Source organism: Embleya sp. AB8 (assembly GCF_049739465.1).
In the GTDB taxonomy this organism is placed as follows: domain Bacteria; phylum Actinomycetota; class Actinomycetes; order Streptomycetales; family Streptomycetaceae; genus Embleya.
On the sequence record NZ_JBMHHY010000001.1, the window covers coordinates 203,919 to 221,304 of the forward strand.

General features: G+C 70.8%; 12 protein-coding genes. 8 read left to right on the forward strand and 4 right to left on the reverse strand.

Translation table 11 applies throughout. The annotated features are described in order from the left end of the window. The first annotated feature begins 106 nt into the window (after positions 1–106). Positions 107–1,057, forward strand: coding sequence for a bifunctional riboflavin kinase/FAD synthetase (locus tag ABIA38_RS00890; protein ID WP_424636380.1), 951 nt, complete (start codon positions 107–109; stop codon positions 1,055–1,057). A gap of 73 nt (positions 1,058–1,130) precedes the next feature. Here the strand turns inward: ABIA38_RS00890 and ABIA38_RS00895 are convergent, their stop codons facing one another. The 3 genes from ABIA38_RS00895 to eccE all read right to left on the reverse strand — a co-directional run bounded on the left by ABIA38_RS00895 (position 1,131) and on the right by eccE (position 7,597). Continuing rightward, positions 1,131–5,255, reverse strand: coding sequence for an AAA family ATPase (locus tag ABIA38_RS00895; RefSeq protein ID WP_424636381.1), 4,125 nt, complete (start codon positions 5,253–5,255; stop codon positions 1,131–1,133). 181 nt (positions 5,256–5,436) lie between these two features. Then, entirely contained in the window at positions 5,437–6,276 is an 840-nt protein-coding gene (locus tag ABIA38_RS00900) for a hypothetical protein (protein ID WP_424636382.1), read from the reverse strand. Between the two features lie 40 nt (positions 6,277–6,316). Then, entirely contained in the window at positions 6,317–7,597 is a 1,281-nt protein-coding gene (eccE, locus tag ABIA38_RS00905) for a type VII secretion protein EccE (RefSeq protein ID WP_424636383.1), read from the reverse strand. 168 nt (positions 7,598–7,765) lie between these two features. On the opposite strand from eccE, the gene eccB reads away from it, so the two are divergent. The 7 genes from eccB (at position 7,766) to ABIA38_RS00940 (ending at position 15,668) form a co-directional block, all read left to right on the forward strand. Further along, positions 7,766–9,244 carry a type VII secretion protein EccB gene (eccB, locus tag ABIA38_RS00910; RefSeq protein WP_424636384.1) on the forward strand — a complete coding sequence of 493 codons (1,479 nt, stop codon included), beginning with the start codon at positions 7,766–7,768 and terminating at the stop codon, positions 9,242–9,244. 275 nt (positions 9,245–9,519) lie between these two features. After that, positions 9,520–9,825, forward strand: coding sequence for a WXG100 family type VII secretion target (locus tag ABIA38_RS00915; protein ID WP_424636385.1), 306 nt, complete (start codon positions 9,520–9,522; stop codon positions 9,823–9,825). A gap of 115 nt (positions 9,826–9,940) precedes the next feature. After that, the gene (locus ABIA38_RS00920; RefSeq protein WP_424636386.1) at positions 9,941–10,228 is read left to right on the forward strand and encodes a WXG100 family type VII secretion target; all 288 of its coding nucleotides are present in this window, start codon (positions 9,941–9,943) and stop codon (positions 10,226–10,228) included. Positions 10,229–10,526: 298 nt separating this feature from the next. Next, complete coding sequence (gene mycP, locus ABIA38_RS00925; protein ID WP_424636387.1) at positions 10,527–11,777, forward strand: type VII secretion-associated serine protease mycosin; 1,251 nt, start codon at positions 10,527–10,529, stop codon at positions 11,775–11,777. Between the two features lie 127 nt (positions 11,778–11,904). Next, positions 11,905–12,384, forward strand: coding sequence for a hypothetical protein (locus tag ABIA38_RS00930; RefSeq protein WP_424636388.1), 480 nt, complete (start codon positions 11,905–11,907; stop codon positions 12,382–12,384). Continuing rightward, the gene (locus tag ABIA38_RS00935) at positions 12,381–14,522 is read left to right on the forward strand and encodes a hypothetical protein (protein ID WP_424636389.1); all 2,142 of its coding nucleotides are present in this window, start codon (positions 12,381–12,383) and stop codon (positions 14,520–14,522) included. Before ABIA38_RS00930 ends, ABIA38_RS00935 begins: the two co-directional genes overlap by 4 nt. 72 nt (positions 14,523–14,594) lie before the next feature. Beyond that, positions 14,595–15,668 (forward strand): hypothetical protein, encoded by a 1,074-nt coding sequence (locus ABIA38_RS00940; protein ID WP_424636390.1) that lies wholly within the window; start codon positions 14,595–14,597, stop codon positions 15,666–15,668. A gap of 4 nt (positions 15,669–15,672) precedes the next feature. On the opposite strand, the gene ABIA38_RS00945 is transcribed toward ABIA38_RS00940, so the two are convergent. Beyond that, entirely contained in the window at positions 15,673–16,908 is a 1,236-nt protein-coding gene (locus tag ABIA38_RS00945; RefSeq protein WP_424636391.1) for a S8 family serine peptidase, read from the reverse strand. Positions 16,909–17,386 lie beyond the last annotated feature (478 nt).

Genomic DNA, 17,386 nt, shown 5'->3' on the forward strand with positions numbered 1-17,386 from the left:
CGGCACGCGGGGGTGATCGTCGCCACGGCGGGGTCGCGGTCGAGGGAGCGCCCGTACGTGGGAGGCTGGACCCGCGACACGTCACGAAGAACGAGGAGCGGTTACGGTGCAGCGTTGGCGGGGCTTGGAGGACGTCCCCAGCGATTGGGGACGCTCCGTCGTCACGATCGGGTCCTATGACGGTGTGCACCGCGGGCACCAGCGGACGATCGGCCGGGCGGTCGAGCTCGGTCGCGAGCGTGGTCTGCCGGTGGTCGTGGTCACGTTCGACCCGCACCCCAGCGAGGTGGTCCGCCCGGGCAGCCATCCGCCCCTGCTCACGCCGCACCATCGGCGCGCGCAGCTGATGGCGGAACTGGGCGTGGACGCGGTCCTGGTCCTGCCGTTCACGCTGGAATTCTCCCGACAGAGCGCGGCGGACTTCGTTCGGCAGGTCCTGGTGGACACGCTGCGCGCGGCCGTCGTGGTCGAGGGGCGCAATTTCCGATTCGGCCACAAGGCGACGGGCAACGTCGCGCTCTTGGAGGAGTTGGGCGTGGCGAACGACTTCACCGTCGTCGAGCCGGAGCTGTTCGTCTCCGGCGAGGTGACCTTCTCGTCCACGGTGGTCCGGGCCCGGGTCGCCGAGGGCGCGGTCGCGGGCGCGGCCGAACTGCTCGGCCGGCCGCACCGGGTCGAGGGCGTGGTGGTGCGCGGCGATCAGCGCGGGCGCGAACTCGGCTATCCGACGGCCAATCTGGAGGTGCTCCCGTACACGGCGGTTCCGGCCGACGGGGTGTACGCGGGTTGGCTGGTGATCGAGGGCGAGCGGCTGCCGGCGGCGATCTCGATCGGGACCAACCCGACCTTCGACGGCACCGAGCGGCGGGTCGAGGCATACGCCCTTGACCGCACGGATCTGGATCTGTACGGGATGCACGTCGCGGTGGACTTCCTGGAATACCTGCGCGGGACCGAGCGGTTCGACTCGATCGACGGTCTGCTCGACCAGATGGCGCGTGATGTGAAGCGGGCTCGGGAGCTGATCGACGCGGCGGAGGCCGAGGCCAGGGGCTGACGCTGCCGAGTTTTTTTGGACGGAACTGCCAAGGGCCGCCCCGGAATTGCTTCCGGGGCGGCCCTTCGGCGGGTCAGCCCTGGTGCGGGGGCTGCCAGTCGCCCGGTGGGGGCTGCTGGTAGTAGGGCTGTTGGGGCTGGGGTTGTTGCGGGTGTTGTGGCTGCTGCGGCTGCGGCTGCGGTTGGTGTGGCTGCTGCGGCTGCTGTGGGTTCGGTTGGTATTGCGGTGGCTGTTGTTGGTGTTGCTGTTGTTGCTGTTGCTGGGGGTACGGCTGCTGTTGCGGGTAGGGCTGCGGTTGGCCCTGGGCGGGTCCGCCGTAGTACGGCTGTTGTGGCTGCTGTTGGTATTGCGGCTGCCACTGCTGCTGTTGGTCGGCCGGCTGGGTGCGGTGGAAGTCCTCGGCGACCAGGGCGGCCAGTTCGAAGTACGCCTCGCGGGTCTTGGGGCGCATCATGTCCAGGTCCAACTCGGCACCCGCGGACAGGTGTTCGTCGAACGGGACGACCACGACCGCGCGGCAGCGGGTTTCGAAGTGGGCCACGATGTCCTCGGTCTTGACCATCTTGCCGGTCTCCCGGACACCGGAGATCACCGTGATGCTGTTCGCCACCAGGTCGGCGTAGCCGTGTGCGACCAGCCAGTCGAGGGTGGTGCTCGCGCTGGTCGCGCCGTCCACGCTGGGCGTGCTGATCACGATCAACTGGTGGGCCAGGTCCAGCACTCCGCGCATCGCGCTGTAGAGCAGGCCGGTGCCCGAGTCGGTCAGGATGATCGGGTATTGCTTGCCCAGCAGGTCGATCACCGAGCGGTAGTCGTCGTCGTTGAACGTGGTCGACACCGCCGGGTCCACGTCGTTGGCCAGGATCTCCAGGCCGCTGGAGGACTGTGAGGTGAATCGCCGGATGTCCATGTAACTGTGCACGTGGGCCATCGAGTTGACCAGGTCGCGGATGGTCGCGCCGGTCTCCCGACGCACCCGGCGGCCGAGCGTGCCGGCGTCCGGGTTGGCGTCGATCGCGATCACCCGGTCCTGCCGCTCGATGGCCAGGGTGGAACCGAGCGCGGTGGTGGTCGTGGTCTTGCCGACGCCGCCCTTGAGGCTGATCACCGCGATCCGGTAGCAGCCCAGGACGGGTGTGCGGATCCGGTCCAGGCGTTCGGCCCGACGGGCGTCGGCGGACTTGCCGCCGAGTCGGAAGCGCGGGGTCTGCCGGCGCGGCTGCGGTTGTTTGCGCAGCAGCCGGTCGCTGGTCAGTTCGACGGCGGCGGTGTAGCCGAGCGGGGCGCCGCCGACGGTACGGGCGGGGGCGCCGCCGTCGGGGGACCAGGCCTGCTGCGGCTGGGGGTTGCCCTGGGGCGGGGTGCCCGGGTGGTAGTGCGGGGCGGCCTGGTCGGGTGCGGCCGCGGGCGCCTGGGCCGCGTAGGGGTTGGCGGGGTCGGCGGGTGCGGGTTGGCCCGGCTGCCCGGGTTGGCCTGCCTGGTGTTGGGGGCCGGGGGCGCCGTGTGGGGGCGTGCCTTGGCGGTACGGCTGCTGTGGCTGTGGCTGTGGCTGTGGCTGTGGCTGCGGCTGCGGCTGTGGTTGTGGGTCGTGGGGCTGGGCGGCGGCGGGGGGTTGGCCGTATGGGTTTTGCGGTGGGGCGGACTGGGCGTAGGGGGGCTGTGGTTGGCCCGCGGGGTCCTGGGGGCCGTACTGGGCCGCCTGCGGGTAGGGCTGTGCAGCGTCCCGGCCGTAGGGCGGCTGTCCCGGGGCGGCTTGGGGATACGGCTGCCGGCCCTGGTTCGGGTCGGGCTGCTGCTGTGGCTGCGGGTACGGGGCGTGGGCGCCGTGGGGCGGGGTGCCTTGGGCGTACGGGCCGGGGGCCTGTTGGTACGGGCCGGGGGCCTGGCCGTATGGGGGCGGTCCGGGCTGCTGCTGCTCCGGCGGTCCGGCCGGGGCGTTGCCGCCGCCGCCGAACGCGCGGCGCATCCACGAACGTTCGCCGCGCTGCTGCGGTGGGGCCGCCGGTCCGCCGCTCGGCGGCGGCAGCGGGGCTCCGGTGGGCGGCGGTGCGTTGCCGCCCCACGCCTCGCCGGTGCCGGGCGCGGGCGCGCCGGCGGCCCAGGCCGGCGGCGGCATGGGGGAGCCCTGCGGCGGCGTCATCGGGCGCGGTGGACCGCCGACGGGACCCTGCGGGGGCATGCCGGGCGGTGCGGCCATGTCGTCGGTGATCGGCGGGATCAGCCGGGTCGCCGGATCGACCGTCGGGGCGCCTTGGGCCTGGCCGGGGTACGGCTGCTGGTGGGCGGCGTCCGGGTATTGGTATTGAGGGGCGTGCTGGGGTGCCTGGCCCGGTAGTTGTTGCTGCGGGTAGGGCAGCGGGGCGCCCTGAGGTGGGGCGGGTTGCCGGGCGTAGGGCGGGTAGCCGGTGGGGGGCGGTTGGTGGTCCGCCGGTGGTGTGGGTGCGTGGGGCTGCTGCGGGTGGGCGTCGGCGTCCTGCGGCCGTGCGGCGTCCGGGGCCTGGGACGGTTGGGCGGGCTGCTGCGGGTCGGCGGCGTGGGCCTCGGGGCGGTGGGCGGCGTAGGGGGCGGCGGGGTCGGCGGTGGGCGGGTAGGGCCCTTGCTCGGGTGCCGGGCGTTGGTCGGCGGCCGGTGGGTGGGGCTGGTGCTCCGGGGCCGGCGGCGCGGCGGCGGGCCGGGTTGCGTAGCCCTGGTCGGGCCCGGCCTCGGTGGGCTCGGCGTGGGCGGTTCCGGGGGTCGGTTCGGCGGCCGGAAGCCCGGGGATCGCGGTGCCGCCGGCGGGCGTGGTGGGGACGTCGCGCGGGTCGAACGGGGCGTCCGGGCGGGCGTCCTGCGGGATGGCCTCGGCGCGGTCGGGGAGCGGCTCGGAGCCACCCGGGTCGCCGGCCGGCGGCTGGGGAGCCGTGGGCGCGGCGCCGTCCGGGTCGGCGGCCGGTGGGGTTTGCCCGGTCGGCTCCGGGTGGTTCGCATCGCCGTGGGTGGGATCCGGGTGATCCACGGGCCGGTGGTCGGACTCGGCCGTCGGGTCGGTGGGCTCTGCGGCGGGGTGTTCCGGGGCCAACGACGACAGCGGTACGACCACGGTCGGGTCGCCCGGCGCGAAGGCCGGTCCGGAACGTTCCGGTTCGGTGTCGTGCGACTGCCCGACCGGCGGCGTGCCGTACGGGAGCGGGGCCGGCGGCTCGTGCGGGGCGTCCTGCGGCGGTACGACGGCGGTCGGCTCGGCCGGGGACGGTGTGCCGGGTTGTCCGGTGGTGCTCGGGGCGGCGCCGTACGGGAGCGGGTTCGCAGGCTCTTGTACGGCGTATTGGGGCGGCCCGACGGTCGTCGGCTCGGCCGGGGACGGCGCGCCCGGGTGCTCGGCGGCGCCTGGGGCGGCGCCGTACGGGAGTGGTGTCGTGGGTTCGGCCGCAGGGGCGCCGAACCCGGGTGTCTCGGCGGTGGGCGGCGCGCTCGGCTGCCCTGCGGTGCCGGGAGCGGTGCCGTACGGGAGCGGGGCCGTGGGCACGTGTGGGGTGTATTGGGGTGGTACCGCGGTGGTCGGCTCGGCGGTGGGCGGTGTGCCCGGTTGTCCCGAGGCGCCGGGGGTGGTGCCGGGTGCGGTCGGCGGGGCGTGGTGCGGGGCCGCGGGGCCCGGCGCGCCGTGGTCGACGCCGTACGGCCGGTCCGGCGGCGCGGGCTCGGCGGTCCGGGGGGCGGTGGCCGGTGGTTGCGGGGTCCGGGGGTCGGGCAGCCGGGACTCCGGTGCCGGTGGCCGGGGCGCGGACGGCTGGGGCGCGGACGGGTCGCCGGCCGAGGGGGTGCCGAGGCCGGGTGCGTCGGCGGGGCGGACCGGCGCGCCGGCGGGCGGGCCGTACGGACCCGGCGCGGCTGCGCTGGCCGTACCCGCGGTCGGCGCGCCGGCCGGCGGTGCGCTCGGTCGGGCCGTGCCGTGGTCGGCTCCGTACGGCAGCGGCGTGGGTTGGTCGGGGAGTCGGGCCGGCGGTACCAGCGTCGCGTCGTCGCTGCCGTAGCGCGGCGCCGGCGGCACCCCGTCGCCCGCTCCGGCCAGCGCGGGTACGCCGACGCCGGACGGAGGCGGCGCGGGCGCGCCGCCGTTCTGGTGCGTGTACCACGAGGGCATGGTGAAGTCGGGTCCCGACCACTCCTCTTCCTCGTCGGTCCCCGGCTCGATGGGTGCGCCGTCCTGCTCGCTGCTCACGGTGTGGTCCTTCCGATCGTCCGGAGGCGGCTCGGCATCGGATCACACGGCGCCGCCGTCCGCCGTACCCCGACCCGGGTCGAGGTTGCCCCCTGCACGAGCCTCACAGCGTAGTCAGCGCTTCCGGCAGCCGTCGCGGGTCCGTCCACTGTTCATCCGGAGCGGGGCCGCGCGCGCCGGGTCAGTCCATCCGGCGCGGCGGCCCGAGCAGGTCGACTTCGGCCCGAGTGGGCGTCGACATCACGTACTTGCGCGACTTCCTGGTGCTCCACAGGGTCAGTTCGTCGGCCAGCGTGGGCAACGCGGCCTCGTCCTCGCCGGGCAGGGCCAACACCGACGAGGCCGCCTGGGCCTCGATCGGGGAGACTCGCTGGATGCCGACCAGACCCGCGCCCACGCCGATCCGCTGCCGGGCCTGCGCCGGGTCCAGGTACGGCAGCAGGGTCAGCGTGCTCTGCCACGCGGCGGGCGCGAGCCGGTTGCGCGGGGGGCGTGCGCCGCAGTCGCGGATGACCAGGACCGGGCTGCCCGCGGTGGGCCCCTGCGGCCCGAGTCGGCCCACCTGATGCACCGTCACGCACGGCTGCGCGCCGCCCGCGGCCTGGGCCATCGCGGACCACAGTTGCGGACGGCCGGACTCGATCGCGACCCGCGCGCCGATCGCCGCCGCGCGCAACGCGATGATCTGCACCACATAGGCGCCGCCGACGAACGCGACCTCCAGCGCCTCGGGTCGGAACAGACCGAGTACCGCCGGGTTGCGCTCGGCGTCGACGCCGATCACCACGCCGTCGTCGCCCACCGGCAGGCCGAGCGCGGGCAACTGAGCCGTGGTCAGCACATGCCGCTCGTGCCGGGGACCGACCAGGCGGGCCAGGCCCTTGCGCCGTGTGGGCCGCGGTACGGGGGTCCCGGCGCCCGGGGTCGGATCGGGTGCCGGCGGCATCGGGGCCGGATTGCGGTTGTTGCCGCGCCCGTTGCCGGCCCGGCGCCGGCCGCGTCCCGCGTTGGTCGTGCTCACTGGTGGATCCTCCCCGTACGTGTGCACATGTGACGCTTCGTCACGACAGGCCGCCGAGCGGCAGGGTGGCGAGCAGGGCGGGCTGCTGCTCCCAGTCGAGCCGGGTCAGGCCGATCTTCTCGCTCCGCGCCCGCCGCTCCAACTGCCTTGTCACCTCGCCCAGCTCACTGCCGGACCGGGCGGCGATCCGCACGTGTGCGCGGATCGCGGTGGTGCCGCCCACGCCATGCGTCGCGGTCAGCGCGAAGGTGGTGGCGATCGCGGGTGTCGCGGTCAGCGCGCCGATCAGGTCGGAGGTATGGCCCTGGGTCAGCTGCGGCCAGCGGCTGACCCAATACGTGCTGTGCCAACGGTCGTCGCAGCGCCAGGCCCGCCTGGATTCGGTGGTGCGCCGGCCGCCGCGCCCGTATTGGCGGGTGGTGCGGTTGACACTGCACGACGTGGCCAACGCCTGGATCAGCTCGGCCTCGTCGAGTGCCCGGGCCTCGAAGCCGGCGCCGGTCAGATTGCCCGCGAGCTGGTTGACCGCGCGCAACAGCGCCCGCTGGGCGCCCTCCTCGCCACCGCCGCGCGCGGCGACTGCGCCCGCGCACAGCTCGGGTTCGAAGCGCAGTGCGATCCAGGTCAGCCGCAGTGCCGGTACGTCGTGCAGGCCCTGCTCGACCAGTTGCCGATACGACCGGGTGGCCAGCGCCTCCTCGGGCAGGTGGGTGGCGGGCGCGGGCTGGGTGTGTTGGACCACCTGTACGGAGGCCAGCGTCACGTCGTCGACCTCGAGCGTGCTCACGATCGCGGGCAGCGGCAACGGCCGTTGGGCCCGCGAGGGGCGCAGCGGTTCGTCGCGCGAGGTGACCAGGAGCACGGCGGTGAGGAAGGTGCCGTCCCCGATCAGGCCGATCGAGCGACGATCGCGATCGGTGACCGAACTGGTGGTCAGCTGCGGGGCGCACTCCAACACCGGGACCAGGACCGGGTCCGCGTCGTCCGGGACGGCGGGCATCCGGTGCCGGCGGCGGAAGTCGAAGACGATCGGGAGCCATTGCGCGAGCCAGCGCCCGCGCAGCCGGACGATCGCGGGCAGGATCAGGAGCAACGCGACGGCGCCCAGGCCGATCAGCGCCACCGGGTTGCCGGCCAGTCCGATGGCGACCAGCACGGCCGCGAGTTGGATCAGCACGATCTGCTGGACCAGCACGCCGCCGATCCGACCGGCGCGCGGATGTACGCGCGGCACGGCGCGCCGCGGCGGTGCGGGCGAGGTCCCGTCGGGTGTGGGCGGCTGGGTCTGCCGATGCGTGCCTACCGGCGCGGGTGCGGCCACGTTTGTAGATCCCCCATGCTCACGACTTGTCCCCGTATGCCGTCGCCCGACTGTCACGGCGGGTGCGGCACACCGTACGGTACGGGCCCGGGGGATTGCCCGCGACCCTGTGGCCGCGTCGGTGATAGAACCTTCAGCCGGAGCGTTCGGTCGATCACGGGGAGAACGATGGCATCGCGCCGCGAGCAACTTGAGGCGTACATCTTCGCGCGCCGCCGCATGGTGGCCGCGTTCCTGCAACCCGCTCCGGGCGGCGGTACCGAGGAGAACGCGCCCAAGCCGATGCGGCTGGTCACCCCCAGCATCGTGGTCGCGATGCTCGTCCTGGCCGGGTTCGGCGTGGTCGGGCTGATCAAGCCCGGTACGCCGCCGGGTTGGAAGGACAAGAGCAGCCTGATCGTCGGGCGCGACTCGGCCAGCCGGTATGTCTTCCTGGACGGCAAGCTGCACCCGGTGCTCAACATCGCCTCCGGCCGACTGCTCCTGGACCCGGGCAACTTCAAGGTCAACATGGTCCCGGAGAAGCAGCTCAACAGCGTGAATCACGGTGCGCCGCTGGGGATTCCGAATGCGCCGGACCGGCTGCCGACGGCCAAGGAGGTCGCCGCCCGCAAGTCCTGGACGGTGTGCGAACGGCCGGCCCTCGGCAAGGACGGCAAGCCCGACCCGGCCGGCGAGCCGCAGCGCAGCGTGTTCATCGGAGCGGGAGCGGCGGACGGGGCGTTGGCCCCCGGGCAGGCGTTGTTCGTCCAGGACCGCAACCAGCACAAGTACCTCGTCTACCAGGGCAAGCGCTTCGTGGTGGACGCCTCCAGCGTGATCATCGCGCTCAACCTGGTCGGTTCGTCGCCGCAGCCGGTCAGCGACGCGTGGCTGGCCACGCTGATCGACGGGGGGACCATCGACCACCCGATGCCGGCCGACTACGGCAAGCAGACCTCGTTGCCACTGCCCAAGGAGTACAACCGGGTCGGCATCGTGCTGCGCGCCGAGGGCAGTGCCCAGCGGCAGAACTACGTGGTGACCAAGGAGGGCGTGATGCCGATCAGTGAGCTGACCGCCGTCCTGTTCACCAACAACCCGCGGGCGCGCGAGGCGTACGGGTCCACGCCGCCCACCGCGTTCCCGGTCAACATAGGCACGCTCGGCGGGGCCGTCGTCCAGGACCGCACCTATGCGGCGGAGAAGGGCTGGCCGGAGAGCCCGCCCACCCCGGTGAACCGGATGTCGCGCAACGACCTGGAACTGCCGCGCAGCGTGGTGTGCAACACCTTCTCGGGCGAGTGGCGCGGCAATCAGCCGGTGACCGCGCAGTCCGCCGGGACCCGGCCGCCGGAGCAACTCGTCGACGGGATGGGCGGCGTGTGGGTCAAGCCCGGCGCGGGGGCGCTGTATCGCGAGGTGACCGGGACGCCGGAGGAGGGCGGTCCGATGTTCCTGGTCGCCGACTCGGGGTTGCGCTACGCGGTGCCGGAGGAGGCGCAGTCCGGTGCGGCGGCGGCCGGACCGGCGCCGGAGAGCGAGGCGAAGCAGCGGCTGGGCTACAAGGGCGTGGAGGCCAAGCCGTTGCCCCGGGCGTGGTCCGAACTGGTCTCGCGCGGGCCGCAATTGAGTACGGCCGATGCCAAAAAGCCGCAGGGTTCCTGAGCCTGGGGACGGGAGTTGGGGTAGCGTCGACAGGGTCGTGAGTGGCGCCGGCGCGACCCGAAGGCACCACCGAAAACCTGCGCATTGCACAAGGCCGCAGTGGTATCGGCCGGGTCAAGGTTCCGTAACCATGCGTAGGGCGTCGCTTGGGTGGCGTCCTCGGTTGCGGTTAGAGTTCCCACGACGTCGCAACGGTGACGTTGGTGCGGGGGCACCCGACACGGGTGACACGAACCTTCCCTCGCGCACGTCTGTCTCATGGGGGATGGTGAAACATGGCAGGTGAAGCGTTCAAGATCACTCCGCAGATGTTGGCGGAGTTGTCGAAGAAGGTTCAGGGCGTCGCGACCGACCTCGAAGCGGCCATCCAGGAGATGAACCGCAAGGTCGACGCGATCGAGGGCCAGTGGCAGGGTGCGGCCAGGACCCAGTTCAACCCGCTTCAGGAGCAGGCCGTGCAGAAGGCGCTCGGCGTCAAGCGCGCGCTCGACGCGATCTCCGGGGCCATGGGTCACAACGCGAACTCGTACGACCAGACCGAGACGACCGTGTCCGGCAACATCTCGAAGTTGATGTTCTGACCGGGAAACACCACTCGATCGGCCTTGGTCGAACCCGCTCTCGGGCTGCTCGGGGCGCTGCCCCGGTCGCAAGCCGGTCATCCGACACTGGGTCATCCGACACTGGGGAGAAAGCATGTCGCAGGTAGTTGTCACTTTCGCTGCGCTCGAACAGGCCGCAGCCGATATTCGCGCCCTCAACGCTCGCCTCGCCGACATGCAGTCGGGTCTGAAGCGGGACATCGGGCCGGTCACCGAGTCGTGGTCCGGTGACGCGCGCGAGGGTTACCTCGTCCAGCAGGCGAGCTGGGACCAGAACGCGCAGGGTCTGCAGGAGGCGCTCAACGGCATCGCCGACGGGCTGATGCGGGCGGCCGAGGCGTACCGCCAGACCGAGGCGTCCAACGCCAAGATGTGGCACTAGTCGTCGGATCGGTCGATCGTCGATGGATCATTCGATTGTCGATCTCGACGCACGGTGGCCGGGGTCGGTATCGGCATCGGCATCGTCGGTCCGGTGCGTGGTGCCGACGCGGTGACGCGGTGACGCGATGAGAGGAGGCGGGCCGATGCCCGCCTCCTCCCGCGTGCGTCGTCGGCGTGGCCGATCAGTCTTGTCATCGGTCTTACCGGGGCCGGGGATGCCGGCACCGACACGACAGGTTCGGCCGACTCGGGAGATCGGGGCGGCCGGATGGTGATCCGGAAGGCGAACGAACCGCATGCGACCCCTGCGACCCCTGCGGCGACGGTGGGCGGCACCTTTTCTCGCGCTCGGCCTGCTGGTACTGCCCGCGTGGTCGCCGGCGGGGGGCGAAGTCCCGGTGGATACCGGGCTGCTCGCGGGCAGTGACTGCCAGTTCCCGGCCAAGCCGATGCCCGGCAAGCCGTGGCCGCTCCAGCGGGTGCTCCTCGACGAGTTGTGGCAGAAGTCGACCGGCAAGGGCGTCACGGTCGCGGTGATCGACAGCGGGATCGACGCGGCCAATCCGCAGTTGGCTCCCGCGCTCGCCACCGGCGGCAAGGACTTCTTCAACGACAAGTCCAACGGCACCGACGACACCAACGGGCACGGCACCATGGCCGCGGGCATCATCGCGGCCCGGCCCGGCGATCGGCTCACCCCCAAGCTGGACACCGGGTTCGTGGGGATCGCGCCCGACGCGATGTTGCTGCCGATCCGGCAGAACGGCGGCGACGACGCGACCAAGGGCAACGAGGACACGCTGGCCCAGGCGATCGACTTCGCGGTCGCGGCGGGTGCCTCGGTGATCAACATCTCGCAGGACACCGTGGGCGGGCAGGCGCCGGGCGCGAAGCTGCGGGATTCGGTGCAGCGCGCTATCGCCAAGCAGGTGGTCGTGGTCGCCGCGGCGGGCAACTCGGGCGACAAGGACAACCTCGACTCGTGGCCGGCGGCGTACCCCGGCGTGTTGGGCGTCGGCGCCTCCGACCGCAACAACGAGCGCGCGCCCTTCTCGCAGAACAAGCCGTACGTGGGGGTGATGGCCCCCGGGGTGGACATGTGGTCGACGGTGCCCAAGGGCGGCCACTGCCGCAGCGACGGCACCTCCTTCGCCGCGCCCTACGTGGCCGGGGTCGCGGCGCTGATCCGCGCGGCGCACCCGACCTACACCGCGGCCCAGGTGATCACCCTGATCGAACAGACCGCCCAGCGCGCCGCCCCGGGCCACGTGGACGGCGTCGGCTGGGGCGTGATCGACCCCCTGCGCGCCGTCGCCTCGTCGACGGTCCCCGGATCGACGCCGATGCCCGACCCGAAAATCGACCGCAGCACCGAACTGGTCAACGTGTCCCCACTGGCCCACGGCCCCACCAGAGCCGACCGCGACCGCCGCCAGGCCTCGGTGATCCTCTTCCTGGCCATCGGGTTGACCATTTTGGTCATCTGCACGGCGGTCGTCCTACGGGACGCCCGCAAGCGCGGTAGGGGCACCCCGGGCGCGGCCTGATTCCGGGCGAGTCGGATGGGTGAATTGTGCCCGCGCCGGATTCTGCTTGTTGCGTTTCGCTTCTTTTCGTTGTGCTGACGATCGTGATCGCCGGGCAGGGCCGGTATCCGAACACAAAGGGGAGATCATGGCAGGACACGAAATTCCGGATACCCCGATCTACCGCGCGCTGATACCCGAATACTTCCTGGCCGACCCGAACGCCACTGCCCCGGCTGTTTCGAAGCCCTTGTTGGCGCCACCGCCACCACCGCCCGGCGATCGCTCGCCCGGGAACCCCGGTGGTCCAGGCGGTGCGTCCGGTCGTACGCACGTGGAGGCGGACGAGCTGACCCGATTGGCCGGAACGGCCGACGGTTTCCACGGCGAGATCATGAAGGTCAACCAGGACGCGGATGCGACCGCCCAGGCCGCCGCCGGTGGTCTCGAGGGGCACGCGATGCAGGCGGCCCTGCGTGAATTGGCGCACGACTGGCCACTGCAAGTCGCCTCGGCGGCCAAGGAGTTCACCTTGGCCGCGACCGCGCTACGCGACAACGCGGACCTGTATCGGCGAACCGAGGCCGGCAACGCCGAACTGTTCAAGTCGCCGGGCGGTTGCTCATGAATCTCACCCAGTTTCGGCAAGCCAATCTCGATGGTTTGTCGGCTGCGGTTTCCTATTGGGACACGCTGTCCGGACAGATGCAAGGCGTCGAACTCCGCGTGGGACCCGAGCTCTTGATGCCGGTCAAGGGTCCGAAGTGGCAGGGATTCTCCGCCCAGCTGGCCGGAGTTCGGATCGGCGCAGTGAATAAGCAACTGGAGAACGCGGTGGTCGAATGCCGCGCGATTGCCACGATCCTGAGCCACGTCAACCTCGACTTCCGCAAGCTGCGGGAGGAGTTGCGCGGGATCGACGCGGACGCGGTCGCGAAAAAGCTCGTCATCGCCCCGGACGGGTCGGTTACCTGGCCGCCCATGTCGGCGCCGCCCGGGCAGGAGGCGACGAAGGAGGCGGGTGAGCGCTATACCGCCGAACAACGGGCGCACGCCGAGGAGATCGGTCGGCGGATCGCGGATCTGCTCCGGCGGGCCAACGATGCCGACGAGCGCGGCGCGGCGGCGCTGCGGGCCACGCGCGGCAAGGACCCGACTACCTTTGACTCGCCGGATGCCCTGGGCGGCGGCGCCGAGGCGGATGCCAAACGCTGCTCGGACCTGTTCACGCGGCTGTCCTCGCTCGACGCGGGCGAACTGGACCTGCTGCGTAACCTCATGCAGGCGAACTCGGGTGATCCCAACTTCGCCGAGGCGCTGACCCGGACGATGAAGCCCACGGGCCTCTACGCCGCCACCGGGCTGCTTGCCCAGCTGAACGCACGGATAGCCGCTGGGGACAAGAAGGACCCGAGGCTCGCCGATCTGAAGCAACTCCAGACCGACCTGGGCAACTCGCTTGCCACGGCCAGTCCCCGCCTGGTGAAGGACCCGGCGTGGATGGCCGAGATGACGAAGGCGGGCCGGCAATTCGTCCGCGTCGGCGACGGCGATGCCTATCCGGGCCGCGCCACGGTCTACGGCTACCAGCTCCTGGGCACGCTGCTGAGCCACGGGACCTACGACACCACGTTCCTGCGGCAGACCGCGGACGAGGTCGTCGCGTTCGAGAAGGGCGCCGGCAAGCCCTCGATCTGGAGCACGACCCTGATACCGCCGCCCCACTTCGGCCTCGACCTCTCCCGACCCGGCAGCGGATACGACCCGATGACCGGTGTGCTGACCGGGATGAGCCGGAACCCGGAAGCCGCGAAGGGCTTCTTCGGCGACGGCGGCCCGACCCGACTCGACTACCTCTTCAAGGGCCGGGATCCGATTTCGGACCACATCGGCGGCCAGGGCGAGCCGACGAGCTTCGACGCCCTGGGCAACGCCCTTCAGGCGGCCACCACCGGCCGAATCCCGACCGGCGGGGTGGGGCTTCCGGATTCTCCGATGCTGCCGCATGACGACGTGATGCGGCGGATCGCAAAGGATACGGTCGCGTATCTTGGGGGGCGATCCGGTCTGCATGGCGCGGTCCCCGGGAGCATGAGCGACAGCGTTTCGAACATCCTTTCCGAGTACGTGGACGATACTCATCGAAACCTGGCCAATGATGGCCGCGGAGTCAGGCTTTTCGATGATTACGATCTGGTGCACACCGTCAAGGGCATGTCCGAGAACCCCGAGGCATTCAAGGCTCTTTACAACCGGGAGCTCAATTACCTGGCGGCAAATCTGGTGACCGCCCCTTCGTGGGATGGGGCCCGCCTGGAAGCCGAGGCCGGATCTGGTGCATTGGGTTCCCTGGACGAGATTCGAGCCCAGGTCATCATGGGGCACGGCAGCGACTCGGCCGCCGCGAAGAACTGGGAGAGTAAGTACCTTTATCACGGCCTTGGTGGCGCTGCCAATGCAGTGGTTGGCGTGGCCCTGCCTGGACAGCTTGCCTTTCTGGGGGATTTCGCCCAGCGCCGCGTGAATCTTTTCACCGACGGTTGGTATGAGGATCGGGCTGCGGAAATAGCGGACCAGACTTCGATTGACTTGGAAGGGTTGCGCAGGGAGAATTCTGGGCGCTTGAACGCGGCCCTACGGAAATGGTACGAAAGTTCTCCACAGCACGGGCAGCCGGATTTCGAAATCAATCGCGAGCTTGAAATGCGCGCATCAATGACCAATTACGAAGTCGGTGGCGAACGAGTGCGCAAAATGCTGGGGTGACAGCCGTGGGTCGGCCGAGATCGGCGACATCGGCCCATTTCGAAAAGCGCGTAGATGTGGGGTGGGTGGTCAGTGTTGTTTCGACGTCGTGGGTTTGTCGTGGTGTCGGCGATTTGCCTTTCGTTGGTGGTGGCGGGTTGGCTGCTGGGGCGTAACGGTGATTTGCCTTGGCAGGAAGAAAGCTTCGCTGCGCCGAAGCGTGTGTGTTCCGATGCGCTTTCGGGAGCAGAGGTTGTGCGCTTCGTCAGCGGGTCGGCCACCGGAAAGCATGGAAACATCCGGAGCACCGAGCGCCTCAAGCCGCTGGACGCGGGCTACGGCAGTCAAGTCGCGTGCTATGTGATCGTGCCCACGGCGGACGGGGCGGTGCGCCCGCAGTACAGGTTCTTCAGTCTCCCGATTCAAAACGACCGCGCGACTCTCGATTTCGTGATGCCGGCGATCACTTCGGACGAAGGTATGACCTGGCAGAACTTCCCGAGTGGCGCGACCCCGCTCGGGGGCGGCATCAGTGGCGCGGTCTCGGACAACGGTGCGTGGGTTCGGGTGCCAAGATGCGAGAAGGCTCCGGCGACTTGGCGGGACGCGCCGCAGTTCGCCATGCTGAGCGTGGTGCGGTCCGCGGGTGCCCCGACAAACGATGTACGGCCTGTGATGGCCTCGCTGCTGACTCGGTTGGTGAACCGTTCGCTCGAGGCCATTGGTTGTCAGGAGCGGATTCCGGATCTCGACGTATCGGCTGGGCCTGCGCCCAGGACCCCACTTGCGGGTGCCGGAGGTTGTCTGCCGATTTCCGCCTCGGCTCTCGGAGTCGCGGATACGAACGGCTGGACGCAGGAGAGCTTCGCGACCGGTCCGGATATTGTGTCCTGGTGCGATGTCTTCAATGAGAAGGGCGAACAGGCACTTCGCTATACGAAGGTGCGCCATCTTCTTGCCGGAGCATTTCTGCCGCCGAGTCGGACGTTTGCCGACGGGAGAATCGTCGAGTGGGGTTGCGAATCGTATTCGCAGCTGGACTACGACGCTCCGGTCCGCGCTCTCGAACGTTTGGACGGCCGACTGCGCCCGCTGGACGATCTGCGGACAGCCATCGTGGCCGCTGCGCCTGACCCGGCGGTTTGCGCGGCGGATCCGGCGAAGTAGTCGTTCAGCGGCGGTCGTAGGGATTGCCGCCCTGGTGGTGGATCGGCGGCCATGGGAGTGCGGTGGCGGCTTGGCGGTGGGCGAGTTCGCGGGCTCGGCGGCGGCGGATGGTGATGAGGGCGGCGCCGGCGAGGAGGGCGGCTGCGGTGATCGTGCCGATCAGGATGGGGACGAGGAGGCCGTTGCCGCCGCCTTCGTCGGATTTGGCGGCGGTGGTGGGGGGTGTGGCGGCGGCGGGGGTCGCGCGTGTGGTCGGTGCGGCGGTCGTGGGTGCCGTGCTCGGTTTGTCGCCGCGGACGCCGACGAGCGGGTTGACGTCGGCCGGGCCGGGGGTGTCGGTGGCGGCGAGGGCCTTGCGGGGGCTGACCACGCCGTAGCCGAAGGTGTCCGAGGGGACGGGCTCGTTGGGGCGGCTGGCGGTGTCGAGCAGGCGACGGATGACCTGGTTGGCGGTCCAGTCGGGGTGGACGGACCAGACCAGGGCGGCTACGCCGGAGGTTAGGGCGGTGGCGTCGCTGGAGCCGGTGTCAAGGCAGTAGCGGGTCTGGGTGACGCAGGCACTGGGGATGTCTTGCCCGGGAGCTGACAGTGAAATCCACGACCCGCGCACGCTGTTGTCGGCGGGCTTCCCTTCACGATTCACCGCGCTGACCGCGAGGACACCGGGGTTCGCAGCGGGATACACCGGAACGCCATCACGACTTTCCGGCGTGTTTCCCGCGCCGGCAACGACCAGTTTTCCCTTGCTCAGCGCGTAGGCCACAGCCGCGTCTTCGGCTGGAACATTGTTGCGCCCGGCGAGAGAGATGCTGAGGATTCGGGCGTCGGAGTCTGCGGCCAGACGGATGCCCTCCGCAACAGAGTTCGGATCTTGCCCGCCGACCAAACCATCGAGCGCTCTGAACGGCAGAATCCTGGCCTCTGGAGCCACGCCATAGACCCCTTGTCCGCCACCGGCCTTGCCGTGACCGGCAATGAGGCTCGCCATACCGGTGCCGTGGCCTTTGTCGTCCCCGGGCGTGCTCAGGCTGGGCAACACCTGCCCGACCAGATCCGGGTGAGTGGCGTCGACACCCGAGTCGATCACCGCCACGGTAATGCCGTTACCGCGAGTCGTCTTCCACACGTCGTCGATCTTCCACGCGTCCAGGTACCACTGCTTGGCGCGCAGCGAATCCGCCCGCGCTGGTGCTGCGAGCGATCCGCTGCCGATCAGAAGCACCAGGAGCATGCCGAGCATGACAGACGATTGGTGCACTCGTGTGGGTCGTCCGCTCATGCGGTGTGAACGTCCTTCCTGGAACAGCGACAGAGCGCCATCTACTCGATCACGGGCGGGACCACACCTGGCCGACGGGGGCCATCCCAGATGTTGTCGTCTTCATCTTCCACGCGCGGTGTGCGTCGACGAACCTGTTCCGAGCGGGTGCCTCCCGTGAATGGGGTGCGCTCCCCAGGGGCCGAAGCCCGGCGCTGTATGCCCGGGTCGCCGGATCCGGCTGCACCGGGTTCGGCTGGAAGTGCTTGCAGTCTGGGGGAGCTGCGATTCGAGGCAGCACCCGATGCGTTGCCGACGGATCCACCCTGCGACGCGGCGAGCCGGCGACCGGGTGCGCCGGCCGGTCGACCGGTGGGGGAGCCAGGTGCACCTGCGACGCCCGGCATTCCCCCCGTACGTGCTGCGGGCCCTGACCCGGTCGTGCCGCCAAGGGCGTTCG

What these genes read in the sequence shown, in the direction of transcription:
- eccB (WP_424636384.1), top strand. Translation starts at nt 7,766, where the DNA reads ATGGCATCGCGCCGCGAGCAACTTGAGGCGTACATCTTCGCGCGCCGC.
- ABIA38_RS00915 (WP_424636385.1), top strand. Translation starts at nt 9,520, where the DNA reads ATGGCAGGTGAAGCGTTCAAGATCACTCCGCAGATGTTGGCGGAGTTG.
- ABIA38_RS00920 (WP_424636386.1), top strand. Translation starts at nt 9,941, where the DNA reads ATGTCGCAGGTAGTTGTCACTTTCGCTGCGCTCGAACAGGCCGCAGCC.
- mycP (WP_424636387.1), top strand. Translation starts at nt 10,527, where the DNA reads ATGCGACCCCTGCGACCCCTGCGGCGACGGTGGGCGGCACCTTTTCTC.
- ABIA38_RS00930 (WP_424636388.1), top strand. Translation starts at nt 11,905, where the DNA reads ATGGCAGGACACGAAATTCCGGATACCCCGATCTACCGCGCGCTGATA.
- ABIA38_RS00935 (WP_424636389.1), top strand. Translation starts at nt 12,381, where the DNA reads ATGAATCTCACCCAGTTTCGGCAAGCCAATCTCGATGGTTTGTCGGCT.
- ABIA38_RS00945 (WP_424636391.1), bottom strand. Translation starts at nt 16,908, where the DNA reads ATGCTCGGCATGCTCCTGGTGCTTCTGATCGGCAGCGGATCGCTCGCA.